The sequence below is a fragment of the Klebsiella sp. V115_8 genome, assembly GCF_029967715.1.
Taxonomy (GTDB): Bacteria; Pseudomonadota; Gammaproteobacteria; order Enterobacterales; family Enterobacteriaceae; genus Klebsiella; species Klebsiella quasipneumoniae.
On record NZ_JASCAR010000044.1, the window covers coordinates 256,340 to 279,859 of the forward strand.

At 52.4% G+C, this 23,520-nt stretch carries 22 protein-coding genes and 2 pseudogenes; 10 read left to right on the plus strand and 14 right to left on the minus strand.

All coding sequences use genetic code 11. The features are described 5' to 3' along the window. The first annotated feature begins 33 nt into the window (after nt 1–33). Nucleotides 34–810 carry a MipA/OmpV family protein gene (locus QLG03_RS22710; protein ID WP_147733441.1) on the plus strand — a complete coding sequence of 259 codons (777 nt, stop codon included), beginning with the start codon at nt 34–36 and terminating at the stop codon, nt 808–810. Between the two features lie 467 nt (nt 811–1,277). On the opposite strand, the gene QLG03_RS22715 is transcribed toward QLG03_RS22710, so the two are convergent. Next, nucleotides 1,278–2,195: an AraC family transcriptional regulator gene (locus QLG03_RS22715; RefSeq protein WP_048324208.1), complete on the minus strand. Its 918-nt coding sequence runs from the start codon at nt 2,193–2,195 to the stop codon at nt 1,278–1,280. Between the two features lie 374 nt (nt 2,196–2,569). Between QLG03_RS22715 and QLG03_RS22720 the strand changes: the two genes are divergently transcribed. Both QLG03_RS22720 and QLG03_RS22725 read left to right on the plus strand, forming a co-directional pair. Next, nucleotides 2,570–3,667, plus strand: coding sequence for an alpha/beta hydrolase (locus QLG03_RS22720; RefSeq protein ID WP_048324209.1), 1,098 nt, complete (start codon nt 2,570–2,572; stop codon nt 3,665–3,667). An 80-nt stretch (nt 3,668–3,747) separates the two neighbouring features. After that, nucleotides 3,748–4,119, plus strand: a complete 372-nt coding sequence (locus QLG03_RS22725; RefSeq protein ID WP_025999258.1) for a DUF2255 family protein — start codon at nt 3,748–3,750, stop codon at nt 4,117–4,119. A gap of 414 nt (nt 4,120–4,533) precedes the next feature. Here QLG03_RS22725 and QLG03_RS22730 read toward each other — a convergent pair. From QLG03_RS22730 to pgtC, 6 genes and pseudogenes are all read right to left on the minus strand, one after another. Then, nucleotides 4,534–4,663, minus strand: a pseudogene (locus QLG03_RS22730) (hypothetical protein); the annotation flags it as partial. Between the two features lie 9 nt (nt 4,664–4,672). Further along, a complete protein-coding gene (locus tag QLG03_RS22735) occupies nt 4,673–4,975 on the minus strand; it encodes a hypothetical protein (protein WP_255987557.1) in 303 nt (100 codons plus the stop codon). Nucleotides 4,976–5,147: 172 nt separating this feature from the next. Continuing rightward, nucleotides 5,148–5,486: a hypothetical protein gene (locus QLG03_RS22740; protein ID WP_085551864.1), complete on the minus strand. Its 339-nt coding sequence runs from the start codon at nt 5,484–5,486 to the stop codon at nt 5,148–5,150. 218 nt (nt 5,487–5,704) lie between these two features. Continuing rightward, entirely contained in the window at nt 5,705–6,955 is a 1,251-nt protein-coding gene (locus QLG03_RS22745) for a sigma-54 dependent transcriptional regulator (protein WP_110237686.1), read from the minus strand. Then, the gene (gene pgtB / locus QLG03_RS22750; RefSeq protein ID WP_233672972.1) at nt 6,945–8,954 is read right to left on the minus strand and encodes a two-component system sensor histidine kinase PgtB; all 2,010 of its coding nucleotides are present in this window, start codon (nt 8,952–8,954) and stop codon (nt 6,945–6,947) included. Before pgtB ends, QLG03_RS22745 begins: the two co-directional genes overlap by 11 nt. Beyond that, entirely contained in the window at nt 8,951–10,171 is a 1,221-nt protein-coding gene (gene pgtC / locus QLG03_RS22755; RefSeq protein ID WP_044523231.1) for a phosphoglycerate transport regulator PgtC, read from the minus strand. The genes pgtB and pgtC overlap by 4 nt, the downstream gene beginning before the upstream one ends. 406 nt (nt 10,172–10,577) lie before the next feature. Here pgtC and pgtP point away from each other — a divergent pair, with 406 nt between their 5' ends. Beyond that, nucleotides 10,578–11,969 (plus strand): phosphoglycerate transporter PgtP, encoded by a 1,392-nt coding sequence (pgtP, locus tag QLG03_RS22760; protein WP_023289702.1) that lies wholly within the window; start codon nt 10,578–10,580, stop codon nt 11,967–11,969. 143 nt (nt 11,970–12,112) lie between these two features. On the opposite strand, the gene lysM is transcribed toward pgtP, so the two are convergent. From lysM to QLG03_RS22775, 3 genes are all read right to left on the minus strand, one after another. After that, nucleotides 12,113–12,562, minus strand: a complete 450-nt coding sequence (lysM, locus tag QLG03_RS22765) for a peptidoglycan-binding protein LysM (protein ID WP_023289703.1) — start codon at nt 12,560–12,562, stop codon at nt 12,113–12,115. Nucleotides 12,563–12,920: 358 nt separating this feature from the next. After that, on the minus strand, nt 12,921–13,565 hold the full coding sequence (locus QLG03_RS22770) for a TenA family protein (RefSeq protein WP_044523237.1): 645 nt from the start codon (nt 13,563–13,565) through the stop codon (nt 12,921–12,923). Beyond that, the gene (locus tag QLG03_RS22775; RefSeq protein WP_023289705.1) at nt 13,565–14,410 is read right to left on the minus strand and encodes a BtpA/SgcQ family protein; all 846 of its coding nucleotides are present in this window, start codon (nt 14,408–14,410) and stop codon (nt 13,565–13,567) included. Before QLG03_RS22775 ends, QLG03_RS22770 begins: the two co-directional genes overlap by 1 nt. A 26-nt stretch (nt 14,411–14,436) precedes the next feature. Between QLG03_RS22775 and QLG03_RS22780 the strand changes: the two genes are divergently transcribed. Further along, complete coding sequence (locus tag QLG03_RS22780; protein WP_060590629.1) at nt 14,437–15,309, plus strand: PfkB family carbohydrate kinase; 873 nt, start codon at nt 14,437–14,439, stop codon at nt 15,307–15,309. A 1-nt stretch (nt 15,310) separates the two neighbouring features. Here the strand turns inward: QLG03_RS22780 and QLG03_RS22785 are convergent, their stop codons facing one another. Next, entirely contained in the window at nt 15,311–16,264 is a 954-nt protein-coding gene (locus tag QLG03_RS22785; protein ID WP_023289707.1) for a substrate-binding domain-containing protein, read from the minus strand. Between the two features lie 268 nt (nt 16,265–16,532). Between QLG03_RS22785 and QLG03_RS22790 the strand changes: the two are divergent. Beyond that, nucleotides 16,533–17,354, plus strand: a pseudogene (locus tag QLG03_RS22790) (M20 family metallopeptidase); the annotation flags it as partial. 142 nt (nt 17,355–17,496) lie between these two features. Continuing rightward, nucleotides 17,497–17,925 carry a cell envelope integrity TolA C-terminal domain-containing protein gene (locus tag QLG03_RS22795; RefSeq protein ID WP_274578553.1) on the plus strand — a complete coding sequence of 143 codons (429 nt, stop codon included), beginning with the start codon at nt 17,497–17,499 and terminating at the stop codon, nt 17,923–17,925. Nucleotides 17,926–18,112: 187 nt separating this feature from the next. On the opposite strand, the gene QLG03_RS22800 is transcribed toward QLG03_RS22795, so the two are convergent. Continuing rightward, a complete protein-coding gene (locus QLG03_RS22800; RefSeq protein WP_072420183.1) occupies nt 18,113–19,018 on the minus strand; it encodes a LysR family transcriptional regulator in 906 nt (301 codons plus the stop codon). Between the two features lie 103 nt (nt 19,019–19,121). On the opposite strand from QLG03_RS22800, the gene QLG03_RS22805 reads away from it, so the two are divergent. Then, nucleotides 19,122–20,330, plus strand: a complete 1,209-nt coding sequence (locus QLG03_RS22805) for an MFS transporter (protein WP_255987573.1) — start codon at nt 19,122–19,124, stop codon at nt 20,328–20,330. 101 nt (nt 20,331–20,431) lie between these two features. On the opposite strand, the gene QLG03_RS22810 is transcribed toward QLG03_RS22805, so the two are convergent. Then, nucleotides 20,432–21,061: a helix-turn-helix domain-containing protein gene (locus QLG03_RS22810; RefSeq protein ID WP_117128854.1), complete on the minus strand. Its 630-nt coding sequence runs from the start codon at nt 21,059–21,061 to the stop codon at nt 20,432–20,434. Nucleotides 21,062–21,127: 66 nt separating this feature from the next. Continuing rightward, on the minus strand, nt 21,128–21,787 hold the full coding sequence (locus tag QLG03_RS22815; protein WP_255987576.1) for a winged helix-turn-helix transcriptional regulator: 660 nt from the start codon (nt 21,785–21,787) through the stop codon (nt 21,128–21,130). A 439-nt stretch (nt 21,788–22,226) separates the two neighbouring features. Between QLG03_RS22815 and QLG03_RS22820 the strand changes: the two genes are divergently transcribed. Together QLG03_RS22820 and QLG03_RS22825 are read left to right on the plus strand one after the other, a co-directional pair. After that, nucleotides 22,227–22,757, plus strand: a complete 531-nt coding sequence (locus tag QLG03_RS22820) for a fimbrial protein (RefSeq protein WP_023289719.1) — start codon at nt 22,227–22,229, stop codon at nt 22,755–22,757. Nucleotides 22,758–22,814: 57 nt separating this feature from the next. After that, nucleotides 22,815–23,492, plus strand: coding sequence for a molecular chaperone (locus QLG03_RS22825; protein ID WP_255987578.1), 678 nt, complete (start codon nt 22,815–22,817; stop codon nt 23,490–23,492). The last annotated feature ends 28 nt before the right edge of the window (nt 23,493–23,520 follow it).

A 23,520-nucleotide genomic window follows, 5' to 3' on the forward strand; every position in this document is an offset into this window, starting at 1 on the left:
TCAGGAGAAACCAGCATCCGTGAGGAGAACAGTATGATAGCGATAAAAAAAGCCCTGTATATGACCGTACCGCTTTTGACGGCCATCACATCCTGTGTACAGGCAAATGATGACGGCTCTTTCACTATCGGGCTGGGGGGGCGCTACGCTCCGCGATACTCAGGTTCAGACAAGCAGGTATGGCAGGTGGTTCCGGTGCTTCAGGGTCGTAACGGCGCTTTCTTTATTGATACGCAGAAAGGGGTAGGGTATGACCTGCAGAACGCCAGCGGCTGGTACTTCGAACATACGCTGGGATACGATCTGGGAAGGACGGATAAAAACGCCAGCTGGCGGGCAGGGGCAAATAATCTGAAAGGGATGGGAGACATTGACGTCTCACTGAACACGGCCCTTGCCGTTGGCTGGCAGACGCTTTCGTGGCTCAGTGTTGAAGGTAAAGCGACGCTGCCTTTAACGGACGGCCAGGGGGTAAGTTACCAGGCATCCTTCACGTTGATTCCCGTACAAACCGATCAGGACACGATCGCCTTTCAAACGGCGGCCCTGTTTGGCGACAACCGTTACCTGAATACCTGGTATGGCGTGAATCCGGAGCAGAGCCAGCGTTCAGGTTATAGCCGCTATTCAGCACCGGGGGGATTTTATGGCATAGACAACAGTCTGATCTGGAGTCACCGATTTGATGCCCACTGGGGCACGGTTCTGAGCGCTGACTATACCTGGCTTGGGGAGCATGCCAATCAAAGCCCGATCGTGTTACGACGTAACGAGGCGGCACTGGCAGCAGCAGTTACCTGGACATTTTAGGGCGGAGAAAGTGCGGCGTGCGGTTTGCCGGGAACGGTTAAAATTGAGTGAGTCAGCATTATCTGGCAGATACGCAACCAGAAGCGAAACATGTTGTTAACCGCGCCGGCAGACCTGGTGCGGTCCTTGTGTCGCCGACGTGCGTTCGCCTGATGAACCCAACGACGATCGAGAGCGCCACAAACGTGCCGGAGGAGTTTTATGAACAACGCCATAGCTGGTTTGTCGGGAAGTTTTCGGTCACGTCGTTCGTCGGCATGAGAACACCGAATCCACCAATAACAACACCAATCCGCTTTGTAAGGTTATCATCTTTATTACTCCAGCCGTCATCAACTGTCACCCGCCCTTGCTGAAGTTATCTCGATATTACGCTACCGTAATGCCTCTTAGCTTTATTTCGAAGCGGCCACCCCGGGCTGAAGTAATATAATTCACTACCGATTTCACTTGTGGCTGTGGAGAATTTATTGAAGCTTACCAGCTGACTTTCTCAGCACAGTAATATCCCTCTTGGGTGACTCCCCGAACATCCGCGTATATTCCCGGCTGAAATGGGATAAGCTTTCGTAACCGACAGCATAGGCTGCTGTGGTGACATCGTAATGTTCATTCAGCATCAGTCGCCTGGCTTCATTGAGGCGCAGCCATTTCTGATACCGGAGCGGGCTCATTCCCGCAAGCTGCCTGAAGTGTTGGTGAAAAGAGGGCGTGCTCATTTGCACCCGACTTGCCAGTTCCTCTACGCGTAAGGGTGACGCAATATTGGTTTTTAACCAGTCGATAGCTTTACCGATACGGTAGCCATGGCCGTCTACTGCTGCAATCTGTCTGAGATGATCGGACTGATCGCTCATCAAAAGCCGGTAATGTATCTCCCTTTGAATCAGCGGCCCGAGGACAGGAATGGCTTCAGGCTCGTCAAGCAAAGAAAGCAGACGGCAGAAAGGTTCCAGCAAAACATCAGTAACCGTTCCTATACCGACACCCGTTCCCGCGTCTCGTTTTTTGACCGGCGGCAGGCTTCCCTGGGCAATTAATTCCATCAGCACGCGCTGGTCAAGTTTATAGGCTACGCCGACGCAGGGCCGGGATGTCGAAGCCTGTAAAACCTCCGAGCTGGCTGGCAGGTCAAGGGAGGTGATCAGGAATTTTTCCGCATTGTATTCGTAAGGTTCACCACCAACCCACATGATCTTCGCGCCATCGGCCACCAGAACGATACTGGGAGGGACCAGGCAGCTCACCGGAGGAGCGGTTTCGTTTCGGCGGAACAGTTGGAGTCCTTCTACCGCTGTTGGGAAATCACCGGTGCCCGGAGTGCGCTGAGCAATATCACGGGAAAGCACGCCGAGTAGTTTTTCAACCGTCTTGTCAGAAATCATTCTGTAATACCTCACGTTTATTGCGGCTTTTGACGTTAACAACTTAGCAGCGATGAAAATTGAAATATACGCTTTAAATTCAATTTCAGAGGATCAGGCAAATAATGCAGAGTATTTTAATAACAACTTTCATGTAAGGCACTCAAAATAACAACACTGAAATGAAGCTGTGACCTGTCAGTCAGCTTTCACAGCGAGCCAATTTAAACCGTTCAGGTTAAAGCCATTTTTAACTGCCAGACAGGTTATCCGGAGGAGACATACGTGAAAGAGTTTACTTTCTACAACCCAACCCGAATCGAATTCGGTTCCGGAAAAGAGAGTTGTAACTGAAATACTCATGCATGCTGTCTGAAACTATCCCTCAACATCCAATGAAAGGTTTTAATATCATGACGCTAAAATCTTCAACGCGCTTTTTTAATCGCGCACTCATCGCCGGAGCGATGGCTCTGATTTCAACAGAAGCTGCGGTCGCCCAGCCGGCACCAGGCACAGCAGATTCTTCAGTCCATCTGGTTCAGACGTGGGATAAAACTTTCCCAAGGAGCGAAAAAGTGGATCATCAAAAAGTTACTTTTAAAAATCGTTACGGTATTACGCTGGCCGCAGATGTGTATCTTCCTAAAGATCGCGGGAACAAGAAGCTTGCTGCGCTTGTGATTTCCGGGCCATTTGGCGCGGTAAAAGAGCAGGCTTCAGGTCTTTATGCTCAGACCCTGGCAGAGCGCGGATTCGTGACGCTGGCATTTGATCCGTCTTATACCGGTGAAAGCAGTGGTGAACCCCGCAATATTGCTTCCCCTGATATCAATACCGAAGACTTTATGGCCGCAGTCGATTTCATTGGACTGCAACCTTATGTGGATCGTGAACGTATCGGTGTCATTGGTATCTGCGGCATGGGAGGGATTGCCCTGAACGCTGTTGCCGTGGATAAACGCGTAAAAGCGGTCGTTGCCAGCACCATGTATGATATGAGCCGCGTGATGTCGAAAGGCTACAATGACAGCGTAACGCCGGAGCAACGCGAGCAGGCGCTGGAGAAGATGAGTCTTCAGCGCTGGGAAGATGCGGCAAACGGCAAACCTGCATACCAGCCAGCCTATAATAAACTGAAGGGCGGGGAAGCACAGTTCCTCGTGGACTATGCGGATTACTACATGACCAAACGCGGTTATCATCCACGAGCCGTCAACTCTGGCAATTCATGGTCGGTGACAACGCCGATGGCCTTCATGAATTTCCCGCTCATGACCTATATCAAGGAAATTTCTCCGCGTCCGATCCTGTTCATCCATGGCGAAAAAGCGCATTCGCTTTACTTCTCCAAAACGGCTTATGAAGCGGCAAATCAACCAAAAGAGCTTCTGATTGTTAAAGATGCCACACATGTCGATTTATATGATCGTATGGATAAGATCCCGTTCGATAACATCACTGCATTTTTTAACAAAAATCTTAATAAGTAAGCCATAGCACCGTCCGGTGCTTTCAGATGCAGTGTCTGTGCGACAAACGACAGACACTGCTCTTGAAAGAGGAGAAGTTTATGTTCTGGAACCCTGAATTATTAACAAGAATAGATGCGGCCGACGACCTGAAAATCGCTCCGTATCATCCCGATATGAATACGACCGGTACGCCGACATGGATTTGGGAAGTGAAGGTGGAGAACAGACTTTTCGTCCGAGCCTATAGTGGTACCCGTTCAAAATGGTATCAGGCTGCATTGTCCCAGCAGGCGGGTAAGATACTGGCTATTGGACAGGAGTTCGACGTCCTGTTCGCAAAACCATCAGACCCTGAGCTTGAAAGTAAAATTGATCAGGCTTATCAGAAAAAGTACTCCAGCAGCAGCTATGTTTCAGCAATGACAGGGACTCGCGCCAGAGCGGCCACGATTGAGATTTTACCTTCGTGATTTCCTGTCAAAGTGATACTGGGTGTTCTGTGAGACAAAATCTGCCTGTTTAACTTTAATTTCCCTGAAACTGGAGGCAAGTATGAAACATACACAACCGCCAGTTTCTGGTCCGGTGAAAGTTCATCTTCAGGAAGCATTGTCCATTAAGGTAGGAGTTTGAATATCAGATGACAGGGCGAACATGTACTATGAACATAACGCAAGAAAAGGGATGTCAGTCATAAATAAGTACCGTGTTGATTTGTTAAGAGGCCGCTGTCAAATATGAAGTTATTGGGCACTATACGCAATTTAACATAATATACATTATGCGCACTTAGATTATGGTGGCTGAGTTGTAAGGCCTGCTGCTGGATAAGTGACCCGTAGATTCACCATCGAGGGATTCTGATGACGGCTCATGCAGCGGACGTTTTCACTTTGGACGAAGTTAACCGACTCAAAATCATTCAGGACGTTGTCGACCGGAGTCTGACCACACTTGATGGCCACACAGCGCCTGAGTATATCTGATCGCCAGTACCGACGCCTTCTGATGCACTGCCGTGAATCAGGCTCGCCAGATATCGCTAACCAACATTGTTGAAATCTCAGCAATAACCAGCTGCCAGATGACCTTGCACAGTACGCGCTCAATATTATCCGCGAGCGCTATACCGACTTTGGGTCTACGCTGGCGTGTGAGAAACTCGCAGTACTGCACGATGTTAACCTGTCCAATGAGACTGTCCGTTCCCTCATGGTTAAAGCCGGTCTCTGGATCCCCCGCAAACAACGTGCGCTGAAAATTCAGCAGCCACGTTATCTTCGGGCCTGCTGCGGCGAACTGATCCAGATTAATGGTTGCGACCACCACTGGTTCGAGAACCGTGCACCCGCCTGTATCTCACTAGTCTATGTCGACGATGCGACGAGCCGCCTGATGCAGCTTCGTTTCGTTAAATCGGAATCGACCTTCACCTATTCATGCCACTTTAAAATGATGGCGTGGAGATCGCTCTGTGGTCCTTACGCCTGATGTCACCTTATATTGATTGAAGCGTCGCAAGCGCCGAAAGCAGGATACCGATAACGACCGGATAAAAAATGCAGGAAATCAGGAATTCAGCTACCTTATGACCTTCACTTTGTATATGAATAGTTCTTCCTATACTTATCAGAGAGGCAAAAAAACCGATCGTCGCCACAACGGCGATGAAAGTCAGAATGCAATACAGCGTTAACCCGCCAGCCTCTCTTTTCTCAAGGCAACCAAACATCGCCAGCGCCTGCAACAGGCTTAATGCGATCGCCCCGGAGCAGCTTTCACAAACCCTTCCATAGATACCAAACACTTCCCAGGCACGTTCGTTAATGCGCTTCACTCAGAATTCCTTCTATAAAATAAAAAAATAACAGGCGCTTAAGTTTTTACCTCTTCACTTTTGCAAATTTAAATAAAAAATCCATTTAAAAAATGGTGTCCTCTTTTTTCAGGTATTCATAAGGGTTCACCCTTCCCTGTCCCTTTAGCGTAAAAACATCGTTATTTTCCGGCGCAGGAACCATTCAGGATATTATTAACCATCGTCTGGCGCCATGCCTAAACCCCTTTGTAGTGCTCTTTACTCAGGCCATACTTCTTCATTCTGAGATAGAGTTTTTTACGCGGTATCAGCAGATACTCCGCCACCTCATTAATACGTCCCTGGTGGATATTCAGCGCTTCGGTGATGATCTGCCGCTCGACCTCCTCAACCCGCCGATCCAGCGGCGTCGGTTCGCCGACGAGCATCTTCGGATTCACCGTTTCCGCGAGCGGTAATACCCCCACCGCAAACAGCTCGGCGGCGTTCGCCAGTTCGCGAACGTTATTTGGCCACATCCGCCGCATCATCCCCTTCAACAGACCGGCATCCACCTCAGGGACGGGATGATTCAGCCGTTGACAGGTTTTTTGCAAATAGTGATGAAACAGCGGCTCGATATCATCAGGTCGCTTTGACAGAGGCTGGCAGCCAATTTGCGTCATCGCGAAGCAGTAATAGAGTTCCGCCACTATCTGGCTGCTGGCGGCTAGCTCCACCAGCGAAGCATTACCGATACCAATCAGGCGAAAAGGCCGTTTCTCATGACTCTGCAGCTGTACCAGATGATGCTGTTGCCCGTGAGACAGATGCTCCAGGTGGCTTAAGACCAGCGTCCCGCCCTGGGCTTGCGCGATCAGTTCATTCAGCGTGTGGGCGTTAGCCGTGTTGAGTTCGCAGGAGATAAACGGACCTTCGGCGTGACGCCCTAACTGGTGCAGGTAACGCGCGCCGGTCATCCGGCCGGTTCCCGGCTCGCCGTAAAGCCATACCGCAATATCCGTCTCTGCCAGCTGCTGAAGGCGCTGGCGATACCGATCCGTCCATTGGCTGCGGCCAATAAGCTCAACCTGTAATTTTTGCTGACAATACTGGCGACGGGCGATCACCGATTGCCTCTGACGCAGCGCGGCATCCACCAGCGTGAGCAGCTTGCCTGGATCGATCGGCTTTTGCAGGAAATCCCAGGCCCCTTTTTTCACCGCCTCCACCGCCATCGGCACATCGCCGTGACCGGTGATAAGCAGAATCGGCAGCAGATCGTCATCCTGATGAAACAACGTCATTAAATCGATTCCGGAGCAGCCGGGCATGCAGACATCGCTTAAAACAATGCCGGGCCAGTCCTTCGGCACCCGCTCCCGCGCATCAAAAGGATTATTACAGGCACTGACCTGATACCCCGCTTGCTCAAGCAGCTGCGTATAGGCATCCAGCACATCGGCATCATCATCAATCAGCAGAATCGAACAGTGATTACTCAACATCTTTTACATCCGTCAAATTGAATTCCAGCACCACGCAGGCACTGCGCGTAAACGTCGACGCCAGGCGCAACGCCCCTTCCATTTGCGTCATCAGCGAAACACTTATCGAAAGCCCTATTCCCAGCCCCACGGCTTTGCTGGTAGTGAACGGCTTTAACAGCGAAGGGAGTAAGGCCGCAGGCCAGCCGGGGCCGTTATCGGCAATCAACACGCACAGCCTTTCGCCCTGGATGTGCCAGCTCACGGTGATTTGCGCTGCGTGCGGGCAAGCATCAAGGGCATTTGACAGCACGTTCACCAGCACCTGATGAACACGCACTTCGTCTCCCAGGATCCAGACGGCGTCATCCGGTATCAGCAGCGTCCCCTGCTGAGGTTTATGGCGCATCGCCAGCAGTTCCCACGCCACGGTAAAGGTCTGGCGCAAATCGACCGGGTGCAGCGGCGTTTCCAGTTCTGCGCGGCGGGTAAACTGGCGCAGGGAGCGGATAATCGCGTCAATGCGGTTGATCAGCCCTTCCGCTTTGCTTAACGTCGTCCGCGCCTGCTCCGTCTGTCCCTGCTCGATCGCCCTTCCTGCGGTAAAAAGATACATCGACAGCGCATTCAACGGCTGATTGATCTCATGCGCCAGGGTGGTCATCGTCTGCCCCACCACCGCCAGTTTAGCGGTCTGGATCAGCTCGTCCTGAGTGGCACGCAGATCGGCCTCAATCGCTTTCCGCTCGCCTATCTCCTGTTCAAGCTGCTGTTTTTGCGCATTAAGCTGACCGAGGGTATGGCGAAGCAAACCGGCAATACGTCCCAGCTCGTCGCGCCCGTAAACCGGAATGGTCGCTTTGGTCTGGCCCAGACCAATCTGTACCACCGCCTGATTCAGCGCGGTAAAGCGTTTCACCAGCCGCGAGCGAATAAAATAATGGTTCAGCCCCCACGCCAGCAGCAGCGCCAGCAGCGTCGCCACCAGGATTAACCCGCCGCTGACCCGGACAATCTGCCCCATACGTTGATTAAACATCTGCATCTGCTGGTGACTGCTGCCAAGCTGGGCTTCCAGCAGCGTTCTGAAGCGTCCCAGCGTCGCTTCTCTGGCCCGGCTGGCTTCCACGAGCGCTTTTTGCGCGGTAACGTAGTCGCGCATGGTGTCCGGCATCTTATTTTTCACCATGCCAATTTCCAGCAGCTCATCGATCGTTTGTCGCAGGGTAATGGTGCTCGGCCAGTCATCCAGCGCACGAATATTTTCATCCGACGTTTTCTTCAGATTTTCCAGATAGCGGATATGCGTCTCCACCAGCATGCCGTCATCATTCCCGGATTTCAGTTCATTGAGCCTGTCGCGCAGGTCGTCAACGATCTGATTTTCAATACGAGCCAGGGTATAGACCTGCTGTTGTTCATTCTGCACTTCCCGGGAGCGTTTCAGGTACTGCGCCGCATCCCCCTGTCGGGCTTCAATCTGATCGAGCAGCGTTCCCTGTTGCCAGGTAAAATCCTGCACCAGCGAATTCAGCTCGGTGGTGAAATCATCGTGCAGCCAGTCGATCCGCGCCGAAAGCTCTCCCACCTTTTCGCGAACCAGAAACATGTTGTAGAGCACGCGATCCAGTTCCGCCAGCAGCGCGCGGCTGTCCTGCAATATCACCGCCAGCTGCTGGCGTTCTGCCGGCGACAGCCCCTGGCTCAGCCGCTCTATTTTATCCAGATGCTGGATAATCTGGTTGCGCAGCTGCAGCCGTACCGTGGTATTCGGCGCCAGCAGAAATTCATTGAGTTGATCGACCACCAGGTTGAGATTCCCTTCAATCAGAAAAGCCGAATGGATGCGCGGAAAATACTCATCCAGCGAATAGCGGATCTGCGAACTTTGCTCATGCCATGAATAAAGGCTGACGCTGCTGACAATCAGCGTCAGCAGCGCCCCCATCAGAAAAGCCCCGCGCAGGCTGCTACTGATACTGATTTGCCGCAGACGTTGCAGTATGGACCTGCCCATCATTTCAGTTCTTCCAGTTTATTAATCGCCTGCCGCTGATTGTTGAGAAACCAGAGCTGCCACTCCATCATCTGCTGTTCCGCGAAGCTCTTATTGTCGAACTGAGCCAGCCAGGCTTCATCCTCGCTGCTGGCCGGATCGACCGGCACACGGGTCAGCAACGCGCGAATCTCGGGCAGCGGACGCTTGAGACGGGCCTCCGCGCTATGCAGCGCTCGCCAGGCATCTTTTAGCTGGGCAAGACGAAAGCTGATCGCCGTATCGAACATCCGTTGCACCAGACGCTGGCGTTTGAGGATCAGCCGATAGTTCAATGGCGGTTGATTCATCAGCACCGCCTGCTGCGCCGCCCGCGGATTGCCCGCCGCCAGGGGCGTTACCGGGTATTTCCCGGTATTGGCATCGGCGAGGATCGTCTGGCCCTCCGGGCTTAACAGATAGCGAATAAACCGCCGCGCCTCGCTGGCGTGCTGGCTGTTTTTAAGCACCGCGACATAGGTCGGCGAAACCGCCGACTGCGGGAAATAGGTAAAAGCCAGGTGCGGATCGTTCATCAGCAGATTGGCGTAGTTATCAATCACCGGACCGGCCACGCCCAGGCCGCTTTTAATCTTATCCGCCACCCCAAAACTGCGGGATGAAATGGTGACGAGATTTCCCGCACTCATCAACAGCGTTGCCCATCCCTTAATCCAGCCTTTTTGTTGCAGCAGCGACTCCACCATCAGATGGTTGGTATCCGAACGCGACGGACTGCTCATCAGCAGCGCCCCCTGATAGCGAGGATCGGTCAGATCATCCCAGTCCGCTGGCGCAGGCAGGTGCCGTGTCATCAGCGCCGGGCGATTAATCAGCAAACCGAACCCGGAAATCGCTACGGCCACGGAGGTGGAGCGAATGGATTCCGGCACCAGTTGTTGGCTGACTGCCGGCGCACCGCTGAACGGTGCCAGCTTTTTATGCTCCTGAAGATGCTGCAGCAGCATCGGCGACGAGGTCAGGATCAGATCGACATTTTCGGCATTTGCCGTGTCTAGCAGCTGTTCCAGCGAGGCGCTGGTGCGGTTGAGCGTCCTGATCGTCACTGACCCCGGCTCTTTCTGCCAGCGATCGATAATCCACACGGTGGCGCTGGGAGAAAATGTCGTCGCCATCACCAGCTCATTGCTTTGCGCCGCACAGGGTCTCAGCCAGGCGGTCAGCAGCAGCATCGCGAGCATTTTGCTCACTATCCCGCCCCGACGAAGAGACATGTTTGTGATCCCGTTCATAAATATTGAAATACCAAAAAAATTACGTTGAGACAAAACTTACCCGTTTATGACAGCTGGCGAATTAATCACCGCGAGCGGAAAAATAGCCAAACGGCCGCCCGGGAATATCGCTAAAGATTACCAGATAATGATTGGGTAATTTGTTAGAGTCCGCACAAGCCGGACATAAAATCAGCGCAACATTAATTCCGCAGGTTCTCGCTCATTCAATATGAGTCAAAATCAACCCATCAATTCATTAGTTTGAGTCAGTTTTGACTCATTTCGACGATTTGTATTTTACGGCCGCTTATTTCACCCTTCAGGCCGAATGCTCCTGATGTTCACATCAATATAAAATACAGGTGACGACATGTTATCATTATTAAAAAAAGGGCCGTCGGCGAATACAGTTCCTGCTGAGAAAATTCAGGCAACGTATGGTCGATACCGTATGCAGGCGCTGCTAAGCGTATTTCTGGGATATCTGGCGTACTATATCGTGCGCAATAACTTCACCTTATCCACGCCCTATCTGAAAGAACAGTTAGATCTTAGCGCCACGCAGATCGGTTTGCTCAGCAGCTGTATGCTCATCGCGTACGGGATCAGTAAAGGCGTGATGAGCAGCCTCGCGGATAAAGCCAGCCCGAAAGTGTTTATGGCCTGCGGTCTCGTACTGTGCGCCATCGTCAACGTCGGGTTAGGATTCAGCACCGCATTCTGGGTTTTTGCTGCGCTGGTTGTCCTGAACGGCCTGTTTCAGGGGATGGGGGTCGGCCCCTCTTTCATTACCATCGCGAACTGGTTTCCGCGCCGGGAGCGTGGCCGCGTAGGAGCTTTCTGGAATATTTCCCATAACGTCGGCGGCGGAATTGTCGCCCCGATCGTCGGCGCCGCGTTTGCGATTCTCGGTACCGAGCACTGGCAGAGCGCCAGCTACATTGTGCCGGCCTGCGTGGCGGTGGTATTCGCCATCAGCGTACTGGTGCTGGGTAAAGGTTCGCCGCGCGAGGAGGGCCTGCCTTCGCTGGAAGAGATGATGCCGGAAGAGAAAGTGGTGCTGAAGACCAAACACGCCCGGAAAGCGCCGGAGAACATGAGTGCATTCCAGATCTTCTGCACCTACGTCCTGCGTAACAAAAACGCCTGGTATGTCTCCCTTGTGGATGTGTTTGTCTATATGGTGCGTTTCGGCATGATCAGCTGGCTGCCAATCTACCTGCTGACGGTGAAACATTTTTCTAAAGAGCAGATGAGCGTCGCCTTCCTGTTTTTTGAATGGGCGGCGATTCCGTCAACCCTGCTGGCCGGCTGGCTTTCCGATAAGCTGTTCAAAGGCCGCCGGATGCCGTTAGCCATGATCTGCATGGCGCTGATCTTCATCTGTCTGATCGGCTACTGGAAAAGCGAATCACTGCTGATGGTCACGGTATTTGCGGCGATTGTGGGCTGCCTGATTTACGTCCCGCAGTTTCTGGCCTCGGTCCAGACCATGGAGATCGTCCCCAGCTTTGCCGTTGGCTCCGCCGTGGGCCTGCGCGGATTTATGAGCTATATCTTTGGCGCCTCGTTAGGCACCAGCCTGTTCGGCGTGATGGTCGATAAAATGGGCTGGCACGGCGGGTTCTATCTGCTGATGGGCGGGATCGTCTGCTGCATCCTGTTCTGCTATCTTTCTCATCGCGGCGCGCTGGAGCTTGAGCAACAGCGTAAAAACAGCGAGCAGGAAGAGGCCAGGCTGGCGCTGGCTGACGCACAGTAAGCGCCTGAACCGGGAAAACAAGAGCCAGCTTGCTGGCTCTTTTGCCGTTGAGAGAGGAATTGATGTCCGCAGCTGCTCCCGACGACGGTATAAAGCAAGTATCCCTGCCATCACTGATGTTACTGCTGAGTGGAATGAACGGCCTACTTCGCCGGGATAATCAGCACTTGACCCGGATAGATTTTATCGGGATGCGTCAGCATCGGTTTATTGGCTTCAAAAATACGTTGATAATCATTGGCAGAGCCATACATCGCTTTGGAGATAGCGCTCAGGGTGTCACCGGATTTGACCGTGTAAAAACGACTTTCCGCCCCGCTTTGCGTCACCTTAACGCCGTCACTGACCTGACCTACGCCAGTGACATTCCCGACCGCTACCAGAATTTTTTCCTTATCCTCCTGCGAAGCAACATCGCCAGTGACCGTGGCGGTGCCATCGTCCGCAACATCAATATTGACCTTTTCGGCGCCAGGCAGATTAAGACCATCGATATGTTTTTTCAGTTTATCGGCCCGCTCTTCTTTACTGTCGCCGGAGACGGCGTCCCATATTTTCTCGCCCGCTTCTTTCACAAAACTTAATAAGCCCATCTTTCCATACCTCCTCGACTGTTACATGATCACATCATCATCGGACCTGTTGACCCAATGTCAGGGGGCTGGTTTGCTACCCGCCCTCGCGTCAACTGCCTGAAGCAGCACAAGCCACCATCAAAGTATAATCAATAAGCGTCAAAGTGCAGGATATTTGCCCCGCTACGGCAGGAAAGTCTGTATTCCGGCAAGGCGACACGAAATGGAAGCGGACATAGCCCCCCCAGCCATGCAGAGAAATGATGGCCCCTCGTCGTACGATGGCTGGAGAGGCAATGCCCGGATAAGACGCGGACTACCCGAGCAAGATTTCAGGAGACGCCGCTTCCGGAGCCTCCTGTGATTCACCTCGCGGCTATTCCTCGTACGCAGCGTGATGGAAATCAATTTCCCACTGCAGTACTTCACCGTAAAGTGCCGACAGCGCCTGCTTTTCTTTTTCACTCAGCGCCATGGCGCAACGGTCGAGTTCGTTCTTTAGCCAGAGCGCCTGCTGATAGAATTCGTCCTCCGCGTGCATTTCCACCCAGCGTCGTAAATCAGCATCGCTCTGTCGATGTTCGCTCGCCCGTCGGCACCAGCGATAGTACATCCACTCCGCACCGAACATCAGGGTCACGATCTGCTCATAACTGCCCTCGCGGGCGGTCCGCAGCATACCGTCGCGAAAGCGCCGTACACCGGGCAAATCATCCGGGTACCCAGCGGGATCGATCTGTCGCGCTGACAACACCTGCTCAAACCACGCGATCTGCGTATCAACCAGGGCATTCAGCACGCCAATCAGCCAGCGCTGCTGATGAATACCCGGCGCTTTGCTGACCCCGAGGGCAACAATCGCGATGGCCGTCGCGACAAAGTTGCCCTCAAACACCAGATAGCGGTTGAAGACGGCTGTCGGCAGTCGATCCTGTTCAATATCAGTGACAAACGGGTGCTGCTGCATCGCCTGCCACGCCGGTTGATGTTCGCGCAGCAGGCGTTCGCTAAACGCTTCCATTAGGCTTCCTCCAGTGCGGCCTGAGCGACCGACATAAAATGCTTCACCCGGGCCAGCTCAACATCGTTCCACCAGACGCCATCGACCTTCATCGTACTGGCCACAATGACCCCCTGGGTCCGTCCGAGGATCTGCCTCACGTTAGCCGGCGTTACCCCGGAGCCCACCAGGAGCGGTAGCGCCGTCGCCGCGCGGATCTCGTCAATTTCCGCCATCGTGGCGCTATCGCCCGTGCGCTGGCCGGTGGCGATCACCGCGTCGGCCTCGAAGAAATCGACATCGCGCGTCAGCTCCTGTATCGAACGATCGGCGACGATGGCATGGCTACCGTGCTTGACATGGCTATCGGCAAAAACGCGAATATGCTCAGCGCGCAGCATACTGCGGTAGCGCAGCGCCTTTGCGGCCGCCCCTTCAATAAATCCTTCGTTGGCGATATAGGCGTTGGCCCACTGGTTGACTCGGACGAAATCGGCGCCGCCCGCCAGCGCGATGGCCATCGCCGGGATCGCCGCGTTAGCCAGGACGTTAATACCCAGCGGGACAGCAAACCGCTCACGAACTTTCTCGGTAATGACCGCCATCAGCGCGGAGGTTTCATGGCCGATGTCCTCAGGTTTGGAAAACGGAATATCGCCGTGGTTTTCAATAATCAGACCATGAACACCGCCTGAAATATAATTTTCAGCATCGCGAAGCGCACGCTCAACAATATCGGAGACTGATTTTCCTCGATATTTAGGCGCACCAGGAAAAGGATCGCAATGAATAACGCCAATAACGGCTTTGTTTCGTGAAAAAATAGCTTGTATTGCATTGGTTTTTTCTGCTGAGATAGCAACCATCTTATCCATCCTGTTAAGGGAACACTATGCGTGTTTACGTTACCGGTAATATTGCCGTCGATGAAACCTGGTCTATTCCGGATATACCGAAAAAAGGCACTTCCATTCACGGCGTTAAAGTCTCGCAGGATATCGGCGGTAAAGGCGCGAATCAGGCGATTATATTATCCCGCTGTGGAATAGAGACGCGTTTAATTGCCGCCACGGGAAATGACAGCAACGGCGCCTGGATCCGCCAGCAGATAAAAAATGAACCACTGACCTTACTTCCCGACGACCCTTTCAATCAACATAGCGACACCTCGATTATTTTAAATAGCGCTGATGGCGACAATGCCATCATTACCACGACGGCGGCTGCCGACGCCTTCAGCCTTGAGGATATTATTCCGCATATGGCGGATGCCGCCGCCGGCGATATTCTGCTACAGCAGGGCAATTTCTCCCTTGATAAAACGCGGGCGCTGTTCCGGTACGCCAAAACTCTCGGCATGACAACGGTGTTCAACCCCTCGCCCGTCAATCCTGACTTTTGCCATCTGTGGCCGCTCATCGACATCGCGGTAGTCAATGAATCCGAGGCCGAGCTGCTTCAGCCCTATGGGGTGAAAACCTTAGTGATAACCCAGGGCGCCGCTGGCGCCTGGCTGGTTCAGGCGGGACAGCGCCAGTTTTGTCCCGCCGTGCCCGCCGAGGCGCTCGATACGACCGGCGCAGGCGATACGTTCCTCGCCGTCATGCTGGCCTCCGCCCTGCTGCGCGGCGTCGCGCCGGATGACCTGGCGCTGGCGCACGCCAGCCGCGCTGCCGCCATAACCGTTAGCCGCCGGGGAACGCTCAGCGCGTTTCCCGGCAGCCATGAGCTCGCCGCCCTGTTAACCCAGGACGGCGCGCGTTGACCTACTTAAACAGCGGACGGTAAGCATCGACGTTCGCTTTGGTCACCACCGTCGCCGGAACCAGAATGGTTTTCGGCACGGTTTTTCCCGACGTGATGCTGTTCAGCGCATTCAGGGCCTCGGCGCCCATCTTTTCCGGATCCTGCTGCAGGACGGCGGTCACGTAGCCGCCGTCAATACCGGAAATCGCCTTCGCCGTCAGATCCCAGCCAAACACTTTAATATCCTTCTGCCGCCCCTGGTTTTCTACGGCGGCGATAGCGCCGAGCAGCGCGGGTTCGCCAGTGGCATAGATTGCTGTCAGATCCGGGTTGCCGGTGATCAGGTTTTCCGCCGCGGTCATCGCTTTATCCTGCACGTTCTGCCCGTCGACCACGTTAGCGATGGTAATGTTCGGATTGCTTTTCAGCGTCTCTTCGAACCCTTTCTGCCGCTGGTTCTGGATGGCCGAATTCAGCGCGCCGACAATCCCCACCCTCGCCTTGCCACCCATCTCTTTCTGCACGTAGTCCACAAAATATTTACCAATAATTCTGCCGCCTTCAATATTGTCCACGCCGACCTGGGCCGCCTGTGGTCCGGCCGGTAATACGGCATCAATCGCAATCACCGGAATGTTAGCGGCGGCGGCTTCTTTTACCGCTGGCATAATTCCGTTAACGTCGATAGCGGCGACCAGAATGCCTTTAACGCCTTGCTGAATATAGTTTTCTATCGCGTCGTTTTGCGCCACGGGATTATCGTTAGAATTGAAAATAACTAAATCCTTGCCGCTGGCCTTAGCCGCATCCTGCGCGCCTTTATTCATCAAATTAAAGAACAGCGCCTGCTGATTGATTTGCACCAGCGCATAAGTCGGACCGGCAGCGCTGGCGGCAGAAATAAAACTCATCGATGCCAGCATGGTCGTGGCGACAGCAAGTAAACGCAGTTTTCCGGTGTGAAATAACATCATCAGTATCCTCGTCGGGAATAGTTGATAGCCAGCAGAGTTCCGCGCCGCATGCGAACGCAGAAGGATTGTTTTTGTGGCGGGCAAATATCGTCTATATGGCCAGAACAATCATCGATCGTTCGGCGGATACCTGCTTAATGTCATCCCGGCAACCGGTCCGTGTCGGTGCGCGACTGGAATGACTTAAACGGGTTTGGGAATGACTTCCCGGATGATGCGGTAAACTGTCTATACAATTCTCTGCTGATTAAAATTTGTCAAGCATTTAGGACGCGGGTCGAGCGATATGAAAGCGGCGATAGCGGCATTTGCCGTCGCCTGCGTTCATCAGCGGCAAACGATTCGCGCCGGGCGCGGCGCACTATTGCTGATCACCGGCGGAGAAGAGACCGGCTGCGACGGCGCGCGGGCGCTGATCGCCTCCGATACGTTGCCAGAGGTGGGCGCGCTGATCGTCGGTGAGCCCACCGCCAACTACCCGGTTATCGGCCATAAAGGCGCCCTCTGGCTACGCTGCGAAACGCGGGGAAAAACCGCCCACGGCGCGATGCCGGAGCTGGGGATCAATGCTATCTATCTTGCGGCGGATGCGCTGGGTAAGATCCAGCATTTTTCGCCGGGCGCGCCGCATTCGCTGATGAAGCAACCCACCCTCAACGTCGGACGCATAGAGGGCGGACTCAATATTAATTCCGTACCGGACCGCACGCGTTTTGATGTCGATATCCGCAGCGCGCCCAATTTACAGCACGCCGCTATCCGGGAGCGCTTGACGACGCTGCTGGGCGAAAGCGTTACGGTCACCACGCTGGTCGACCTGCCTGCGGTCCTGAGCCGGGAGGATCATGCATGGATTAAGCAGGTTTACCAACGCTGTCAGCCGCTGCACGCTGAGCCGATTACGCCGCGCGTGGTGCCCTACTTTACCGACGCCTCGCTGCTGCTGCCTGCCCTGGGCGACCCGCCCTGTATTATTCTCGGCCCCGGGGAGCCGTCGATGGCTCATCAAACCGACGAGTACTGCCTGCTCAGCCGGCTGGCGGAGGCAGAACGGCTATACGGTGACCTGATTCGCGACTGGATGGCCTAACCGTCCGCGACGAAAGCCCAAAATGTGTGACAGTGTCACTTAAAGCGAGCGCCATGCATTCAACGTTTGAATAATCTCGCGGAATAACAGAGGATAACCGCCTCGTACACGAAATGTGTCACCACCAGCAAGGAGGCTTACCATGTCCGTGAAAATTAACGCCGTGCTCGTTTGCACCCTCTCTTTCCTCCTTTCCGCCTGTTCGGGTCATGCTTCTGCGCCGGACAGCGCCGAAGACGCTCAAATATCGGCAGAAGTGGATAAGATACTTCGCGATTATCAAACGGGTGCCGATACGTCACCGCAGGCCAATGCCTCACGCTATCTGGCGCGGATCCAGGCGGCTATCTTCGCTAACATAGACCAGCCGGACACCTGGCAAGGGCAAAAATGCTCGGTGCGCTTTACCCTGCAGCGTGACGGGACGGTGCAGGAGCCGGCGGTCGAGAACGGCGATCGGCCATTCTGCGCGCAGGTGATGTCCGCGCTGAAAGTCGCCAAAATTCCGCCTGCCCCCGATGAAAAAACTTATCAAACATTCAGCCATGTCGTTCTGGACTTGAAGGCCTGAGCTTGTCCGTAGAAAGCGCCCCGGTCATCGCCAGGGCAATGGCTAAAAAGATAAGCTGACAGCCTGCTTAACAGACGCTTTTTGGCGATCAGCGAGGAATGATTCAATGGTGCTTGAGTCGAGGTGATGAGCGGCAAGAGCGCCGGCTGAACGGGACAGCGCATCCAGGTGCGCTGATGATGGCCTCTTATTCATGACTCAATCTCTGATGCATGAAATCAATAAGCGCTCTTGTTTTTGCCGGCAAATAACGGCGATCGGAATACAGGGCGAACAATTGCAAGGGGGCTGCCGATTGTTCAAATTCAATTTCGATTAACCGGCCATCGTCAATATAGGGCTGGCAGGCTTGTTTCGACAGGATGGCATAACCGACGCCTGAGATGGCCGCTCGCCCTGCCATCTCCCCGCTGTTGACCCGATAACGACCGTTCACTTTAATCGTCTCGAATCCGCCCTTTTTATTCACAAACTGCCAGGGAGCGCCTTTAAGCGCATTTACCGTTGTAATACAGGGCAATTCTTCAAATTGCTGTATCCGAGAAGGCGTGCCATAACGCTGGATAACGGAGGGAGCCGCAACGATGGTGCAAGGGATGGTCACCAGATGACGGGCTATGTAGTCACTGTCATCCATCTGACCACGACTCACAATGACAGCGAGATCCAGATCATCGCGCAGGGATTCATAACCAGACAAATTGGTGACGCAACTTATCTCCAGGTCCGGATGCTGACAGGCGAAATCGGCAACAATAGCGCCCAGCAGTGCAGGACCGATTTCATTGGGAATACAGATACGTAGTGGCCCCTTGAATTGCATTTGCCGCAACGTTAATTCGGTTTCAGTTTGCTCAAGCGCTTCCAGTAATGGCTTCGCCCGGGAATAGAGTAGATGCCCCGCCTGAGTGAGTTTCATATGTCGGGTACTGCGTTCAATAAGCTGTAGATTCAGTTTATCTTCTAGCTGAGCAATGCAACGGCTGACATTTGATGCCGGCATTTCAAGGGCTTTCGAAGCCCCCACAAAACTGTCTCTTTCAACTACAGCGATGAAGACTTTCAGCGCATTAAAATCAAGAACTGGCCGCATCAACTATCCCACATATGATAATAATGAGTGCCATTTTTACCATCTAATCGATAAGTTTGATAGCAGTTAAGCTAGGTTATCTTTCATCATCAGGTCGCTTGCTATGCCACGGGTCACCACAACATTTAATCAAAAGGCGCTGATACGGATAGCGCTGGTCATCGCTTTTGTGCAGTTTACTAATGCGCTGGAATATATGATGTTCAGTCCTGTTTTTACATTTATGGCCGCGGATTTCGCTGTTCCCGTCTCCTTCTCAGGCTATGTATCCGGTATGTACACCTCTGGAGCCGTCCTGTCGGGAATTATCGCCTTTTACTGGGTTGACCGTTGCAATAAGAAGCGTTTTCTTATCGCTAATATGGTGCTGCTAGCCATGGCGACACTGTTGACGACATTCATAACCCGTTTTCCTCTTCTTCTTACCTTGCGATTCTTCGCAGGGCTGGTTGGAGGGACGACAATGGGTGTGGGGATCGGTATTTTGATAAACCACACGCCGGCTGACTTGCGCGGAAAAATGTTGGCGACGGTGATTGCGTCATTTTCGCTGGTAAGCGTTGTGGGGATGCCCGCTATATTATTTTTGTGTACTCATTACGGTTGGCATGTCGCGTTGTGGTTAATCAGCACGCTCTGTTTGTTGGCATTGCCATTGATCGTCACTGTCATTCCTCAGGACCCCGTCACTTTCGACACGTCTCACGCGCTGCCCCTCGATGTTGATACTTTACTGTTTGCTTCCGGTAATGCGCTGGTACAGTTTAGTCCAATGCTGATCATTCCTGTTCTGGCGCCGTTAATGACGCAGCTGTTGGGGGCTTCTGAAGGCCTGCTGCCCTGGCTGTTCTTCGGCGGGGGACTGGCGGGGTATTTGTCTACAAGAATGACAGGGGCATTAACCTCTCGTTTTTCTGCATTGAGTTTGGCGACCGGGTCAACCCTCGTTTTTATTCTGAGCTTGCTGATACCCCTCCTGGGCTATCCGCATCCGGCGCTGTTTATGACGTTATTTCTCGGGGCAGCTTACAGTCGTCTGGTTTCATCTTCGGCGGTTACGATTCAGTTTCCTGATAACAACCAACGAGCGGGATTCTCTTCATTACAGACGTCCATGATGTATCTGATGACGACTGCCGCATTTTTCCTGTCCGCTTTTCTGTTACCTGACCATCGCATGGCGCTCCAGAATATGGATACGTTGCTGGCGGTATGTGCAATTTCCGCATCAGGATCCCCAATTATTATCATCATTTTGCAAAAGAAACTGGCTAAGCGGACGATCCCGCCCGATCGGTGCACCACTGGGTAGAACATGGCGCGCCCTGCCCTGGGCATTAAAAATTATCATTGACCCTGGTGTGGTCGCTAAATGGAGATGAAGGGCGTTTTTTTGTCTGACGGTGTCTGAATTTAGTACCTGGCGGGAAGCTTATGGATTTTAATGAGTCTTCCCTCTTCCATTTCGATAAAACCACCCGTTTTTAAATCTGCAAGAATGCGCATGACGCCGCTGCGAGAAAGATGGGTTTTCTCACGGATGTAGAGTTCCGCTGTGACTGCGGCGCGATAACTCTCATCTTCTTCGATTAAATTGAGCAACTGCTGGCGGATCATCTCGTACGCCGTCGGTGCGCCCTGCGGCATCACATTGTTGTAAAGTCGGCCATACACAAACATCAGTTGCTTTGAGAGCAGCCCCCATAACGACTTTTCTTTAATAATGTCATGAACACGAGCGGTGGAGATCTCGCCAATCACGCAGCAGTTGATAGTTTTAATGTAATCATCGAAGTAAATATCCGTCAGATTGGCAAGACCAAACACGGCGGGACTGCGCGCAGTGGACAGCATCATATTATCGTTTCGGCGATAAACCGCTACGGTTCCCTCAAGGATGAGGTAACACATCCCCTGGCCATTTACCTTGAAATCCAGTTGCTCCCCCCTTTCAGTTTTACGTGGCGTGCAATACGGCTGTAAATGCGTCATCAACTCTTGCGCGTAGGGTGAACCTCTGTGAGGTTTTGCTGAAGAGGACATAACCGATAACCTTTAGATTGACCTGTCTGATTATAGCTTGTCTTCCTGATGCGGGTATCCTCATCGTCAGTATTTTCGAGGCAAATGATTGATATCAAGAAGTATACCCCGTTCCATGGTGATGTAGTTCCCGGTTCGCAGCTCTGCCAGAATTCGCATAATCCCGCTCCGTGAAAGATAGGTTCGGCTCTTAATATAGGCTGCAGCCGTAATTTGTTGCCGTATCGCATCCGGCTCTTGCATCAGTTCAACAAGCTGAAAGCGGATGATGTCATAAGCCGACATCTGCGAGATTTGTGCGCAATGCTCATACACCCGGGAGGCCGTGTAAATCAGGACTTTCGAAAAATGCTCCCATAGCTCCAGTTGCGCCACGATGTGATTAAAACAATCCAGTGACACCCGGGCGATCTCTGACGTCTCCAGCGCTCTCACATAGAGATGCTCTGAGGAAAACTGACTACTGACGCCCAGAATAAACGGTGATGATTCAGAATTTAAAACAATGCCATCGCCGCGACGGTGCAGCGCGACGCTACCATGCAATAGTAAAAAACATTGCCGGATATCATCTTTATAATAATGCACGACCTCACCTCTGCCGATCACTACTCTTTCTGCTGCTGGCAACACATGATTTATCAGAGTCTCGATGTGCCGAAATGGTTTTAATTCCAGGGCAATTGATTTGTCCTGGTTTTCCGGGGTGGTTAAGCGCGTGTTCATATGCTGCCTCAATTCCTCTACGGTGATCGCTTTATTGATCGACCCGACGAATTATCTTAAAAATGAAGAAACCGCGAAATATTAGTTTAGGGTCCAAAAGTAGACCGTGCTAAAGATGTACCCTAAGTAATTGATTTTGTGCCTCATGACCTTTGAGTCTAAAAATAGACCGGGCCTTAATAAATACAATAAAAAAAGGAATGTTACTTATTCGTTAAGTGAGAGTCTACTTATAGACCCACAAATCATTTGAGTTTAAGAAAGTGATTAGATAAATTTTAGCCAACCAGCAGAACAGTTCATGATCTTACCGTAATTAATTATGGCTGCCATGCTGCACAGTAATAAATAAGGCGCTGGTACAAAAAGAGTGTAACGCTCATCGGCACCCTATTGCCTGAATATAAGTGGCAAACCAAGTTAATAAGGAAACAACGTAATGAAAAAGAGTCTTGTTTTAGTTGCCTTGACCGCAACTGCAGCGCTGTCTATGTCTCACGCTTTTGCTGCCGCTGGCACCGTGAATTTCGTCGGCAATATTCTTGATACTGCCTGTGAAGTCGATGTGGCATCGCAAAACCAGCAGGTCAATCTCGGTAACTTTTATAAAACTGAATTTCCGAACAGTGGCGCAAAAGCGGCTGCAAAGGATTTTAATATCGTGCTTAAAAACTGCCCAACCACAGTGACTTCGACAAAAGTACGCTTTGATGGCACCCCCGATCTGACCAACCCTAACCTGCTGGCTATTGATACCTCAACCTCCAGTGCGGCGTCAGGGGTGGCGATTAACCTGATGACCGCCGATAAAGTCGACCTGCCTTTACACGGTGAGAACAGCTATAACTACACCCTTAGCAGCACCCAGGACAATACGCTGAAATTCTACGCGCAATATATCTCCACCACGGCATCAGTAACGCCGGGTACGGCCAACTCTGTTGCTAACTTCTCCATTGTATATAACTGATTTTCTGTCCAGAAAAGCTGATGGGGTCGATACGGCCCCATGTTTCAGAGGTCTAAAATGAATGTTCTTCGCAGTATCTTGCTTACCACCACGATATTGAGTATTGGCTTATCCGCTGCTCAGGCCGGTGTCGTTATTGGTGGTACGCGGGTCATTTTTGATGGTAATAAAAAAGAAGCCTCAATTGGCATAAATAATCCTGATAAAACCCCCTACCTGATCCAGTCCTGGATCGAAACGCCAGGTGGCGGTGCCGAAAAGGCGCCTTTCATCATTACGCCGCCGTTATATCGACTGAATAATGGCCAACAAAACGTCGAGCGCATTGTTGCCACCGGAGCATTACCTCAGGATAAAGAGAGCTTATTTTGGCTTAATATAAAAGCCATACCCTCTGCAGCTAAAGTTGACAATACGTTGCAAATTGCCATTAAAACCAGAATCAAGCTCATCTACCGTCCGGCGGCAATGAAAGGCGCATCCCCTGAAGAGCAGGTCGATAAATTACGCTGGCAACGCGTCGGTAATAAGATACAGGTAAACAATCCGACTCGGCATGTCATGAATTTTAACGACATTTCACTATCAGGTAAAAAATTACCCGATGTCAGTTATGTATTACCCGGTAGCACAGCGACGTTCGATTTACCCTCCGGCGTAACGGGCGGGCCAGTGACATTCAAAATTATCAATGATTATGGCAGTCCCGGGGCAGAACACAAAGCCAGTCTGTAGACCGGCGAAAAGACACTGAGTGGGATTT

Bases quoted from the DNA above. Each gene is read 5' to 3' on its own strand.
- QLG03_RS22725 (WP_025999258.1), top strand. From the start codon at position 3,748: ATGTTCTGGAACCCTGAATTATTAACAAGAATAGATGCGGCCGACGAC.
- QLG03_RS22825 (WP_255987578.1), top strand. From the start codon at position 22,815: ATGAATGTTCTTCGCAGTATCTTGCTTACCACCACGATATTGAGTATT.
- QLG03_RS22745 (WP_110237686.1), bottom strand. From the start codon at position 6,955: ATGTTGAGTAATCACTGTTCGATTCTGCTGATTGATGATGATGCCGAT.
- QLG03_RS22780 (WP_060590629.1), top strand. From the start codon at position 14,437: ATGCGTGTTTACGTTACCGGTAATATTGCCGTCGATGAAACCTGGTCT.
- QLG03_RS22810 (WP_117128854.1), bottom strand. From the start codon at position 21,061: ATGTCCTCTTCAGCAAAACCTCACAGAGGTTCACCCTACGCGCAAGAG.
- QLG03_RS22800 (WP_072420183.1), bottom strand. From the start codon at position 19,018: ATGCGGCCAGTTCTTGATTTTAATGCGCTGAAAGTCTTCATCGCTGTA.
- QLG03_RS22715 (WP_048324208.1), bottom strand. From the start codon at position 2,195: ATGATTTCTGACAAGACGGTTGAAAAACTACTCGGCGTGCTTTCCCGT.
- pgtP (WP_023289702.1), top strand. From the start codon at position 10,578: ATGTTATCATTATTAAAAAAAGGGCCGTCGGCGAATACAGTTCCTGCT.
- pgtC (WP_044523231.1), bottom strand. From the start codon at position 10,171: ATGCTCGCGATGCTGCTGCTGACCGCCTGGCTGAGACCCTGTGCGGCG.
- QLG03_RS22820 (WP_023289719.1), top strand. From the start codon at position 22,227: ATGAAAAAGAGTCTTGTTTTAGTTGCCTTGACCGCAACTGCAGCGCTG.
- QLG03_RS22805 (WP_255987573.1), top strand. From the start codon at position 19,122: ATGCCACGGGTCACCACAACATTTAATCAAAAGGCGCTGATACGGATA.
- QLG03_RS22775 (WP_023289705.1), bottom strand. From the start codon at position 14,410: ATGGTTGCTATCTCAGCAGAAAAAACCAATGCAATACAAGCTATTTTT.
- QLG03_RS22815 (WP_255987576.1), bottom strand. From the start codon at position 21,787: ATGAACACGCGCTTAACCACCCCGGAAAACCAGGACAAATCAATTGCC.
- QLG03_RS22785 (WP_023289707.1), bottom strand. From the start codon at position 16,264: ATGATGTTATTTCACACCGGAAAACTGCGTTTACTTGCTGTCGCCACG.
- lysM (WP_023289703.1), bottom strand. From the start codon at position 12,562: ATGGGCTTATTAAGTTTTGTGAAAGAAGCGGGCGAGAAAATATGGGAC.
- QLG03_RS22795 (WP_274578553.1), top strand. From the start codon at position 17,497: ATGTCCGTGAAAATTAACGCCGTGCTCGTTTGCACCCTCTCTTTCCTC.
- pgtB (WP_233672972.1), bottom strand. From the start codon at position 8,954: ATGATGGGCAGGTCCATACTGCAACGTCTGCGGCAAATCAGTATCAGT.
- QLG03_RS22720 (WP_048324209.1), top strand. From the start codon at position 2,570: ATGAAAGGTTTTAATATCATGACGCTAAAATCTTCAACGCGCTTTTTT.
- QLG03_RS22770 (WP_044523237.1), bottom strand. From the start codon at position 13,565: ATGGAAGCGTTTAGCGAACGCCTGCTGCGCGAACATCAACCGGCGTGG.
- QLG03_RS22710 (WP_147733441.1), top strand. From the start codon at position 34: ATGATAGCGATAAAAAAAGCCCTGTATATGACCGTACCGCTTTTGACG.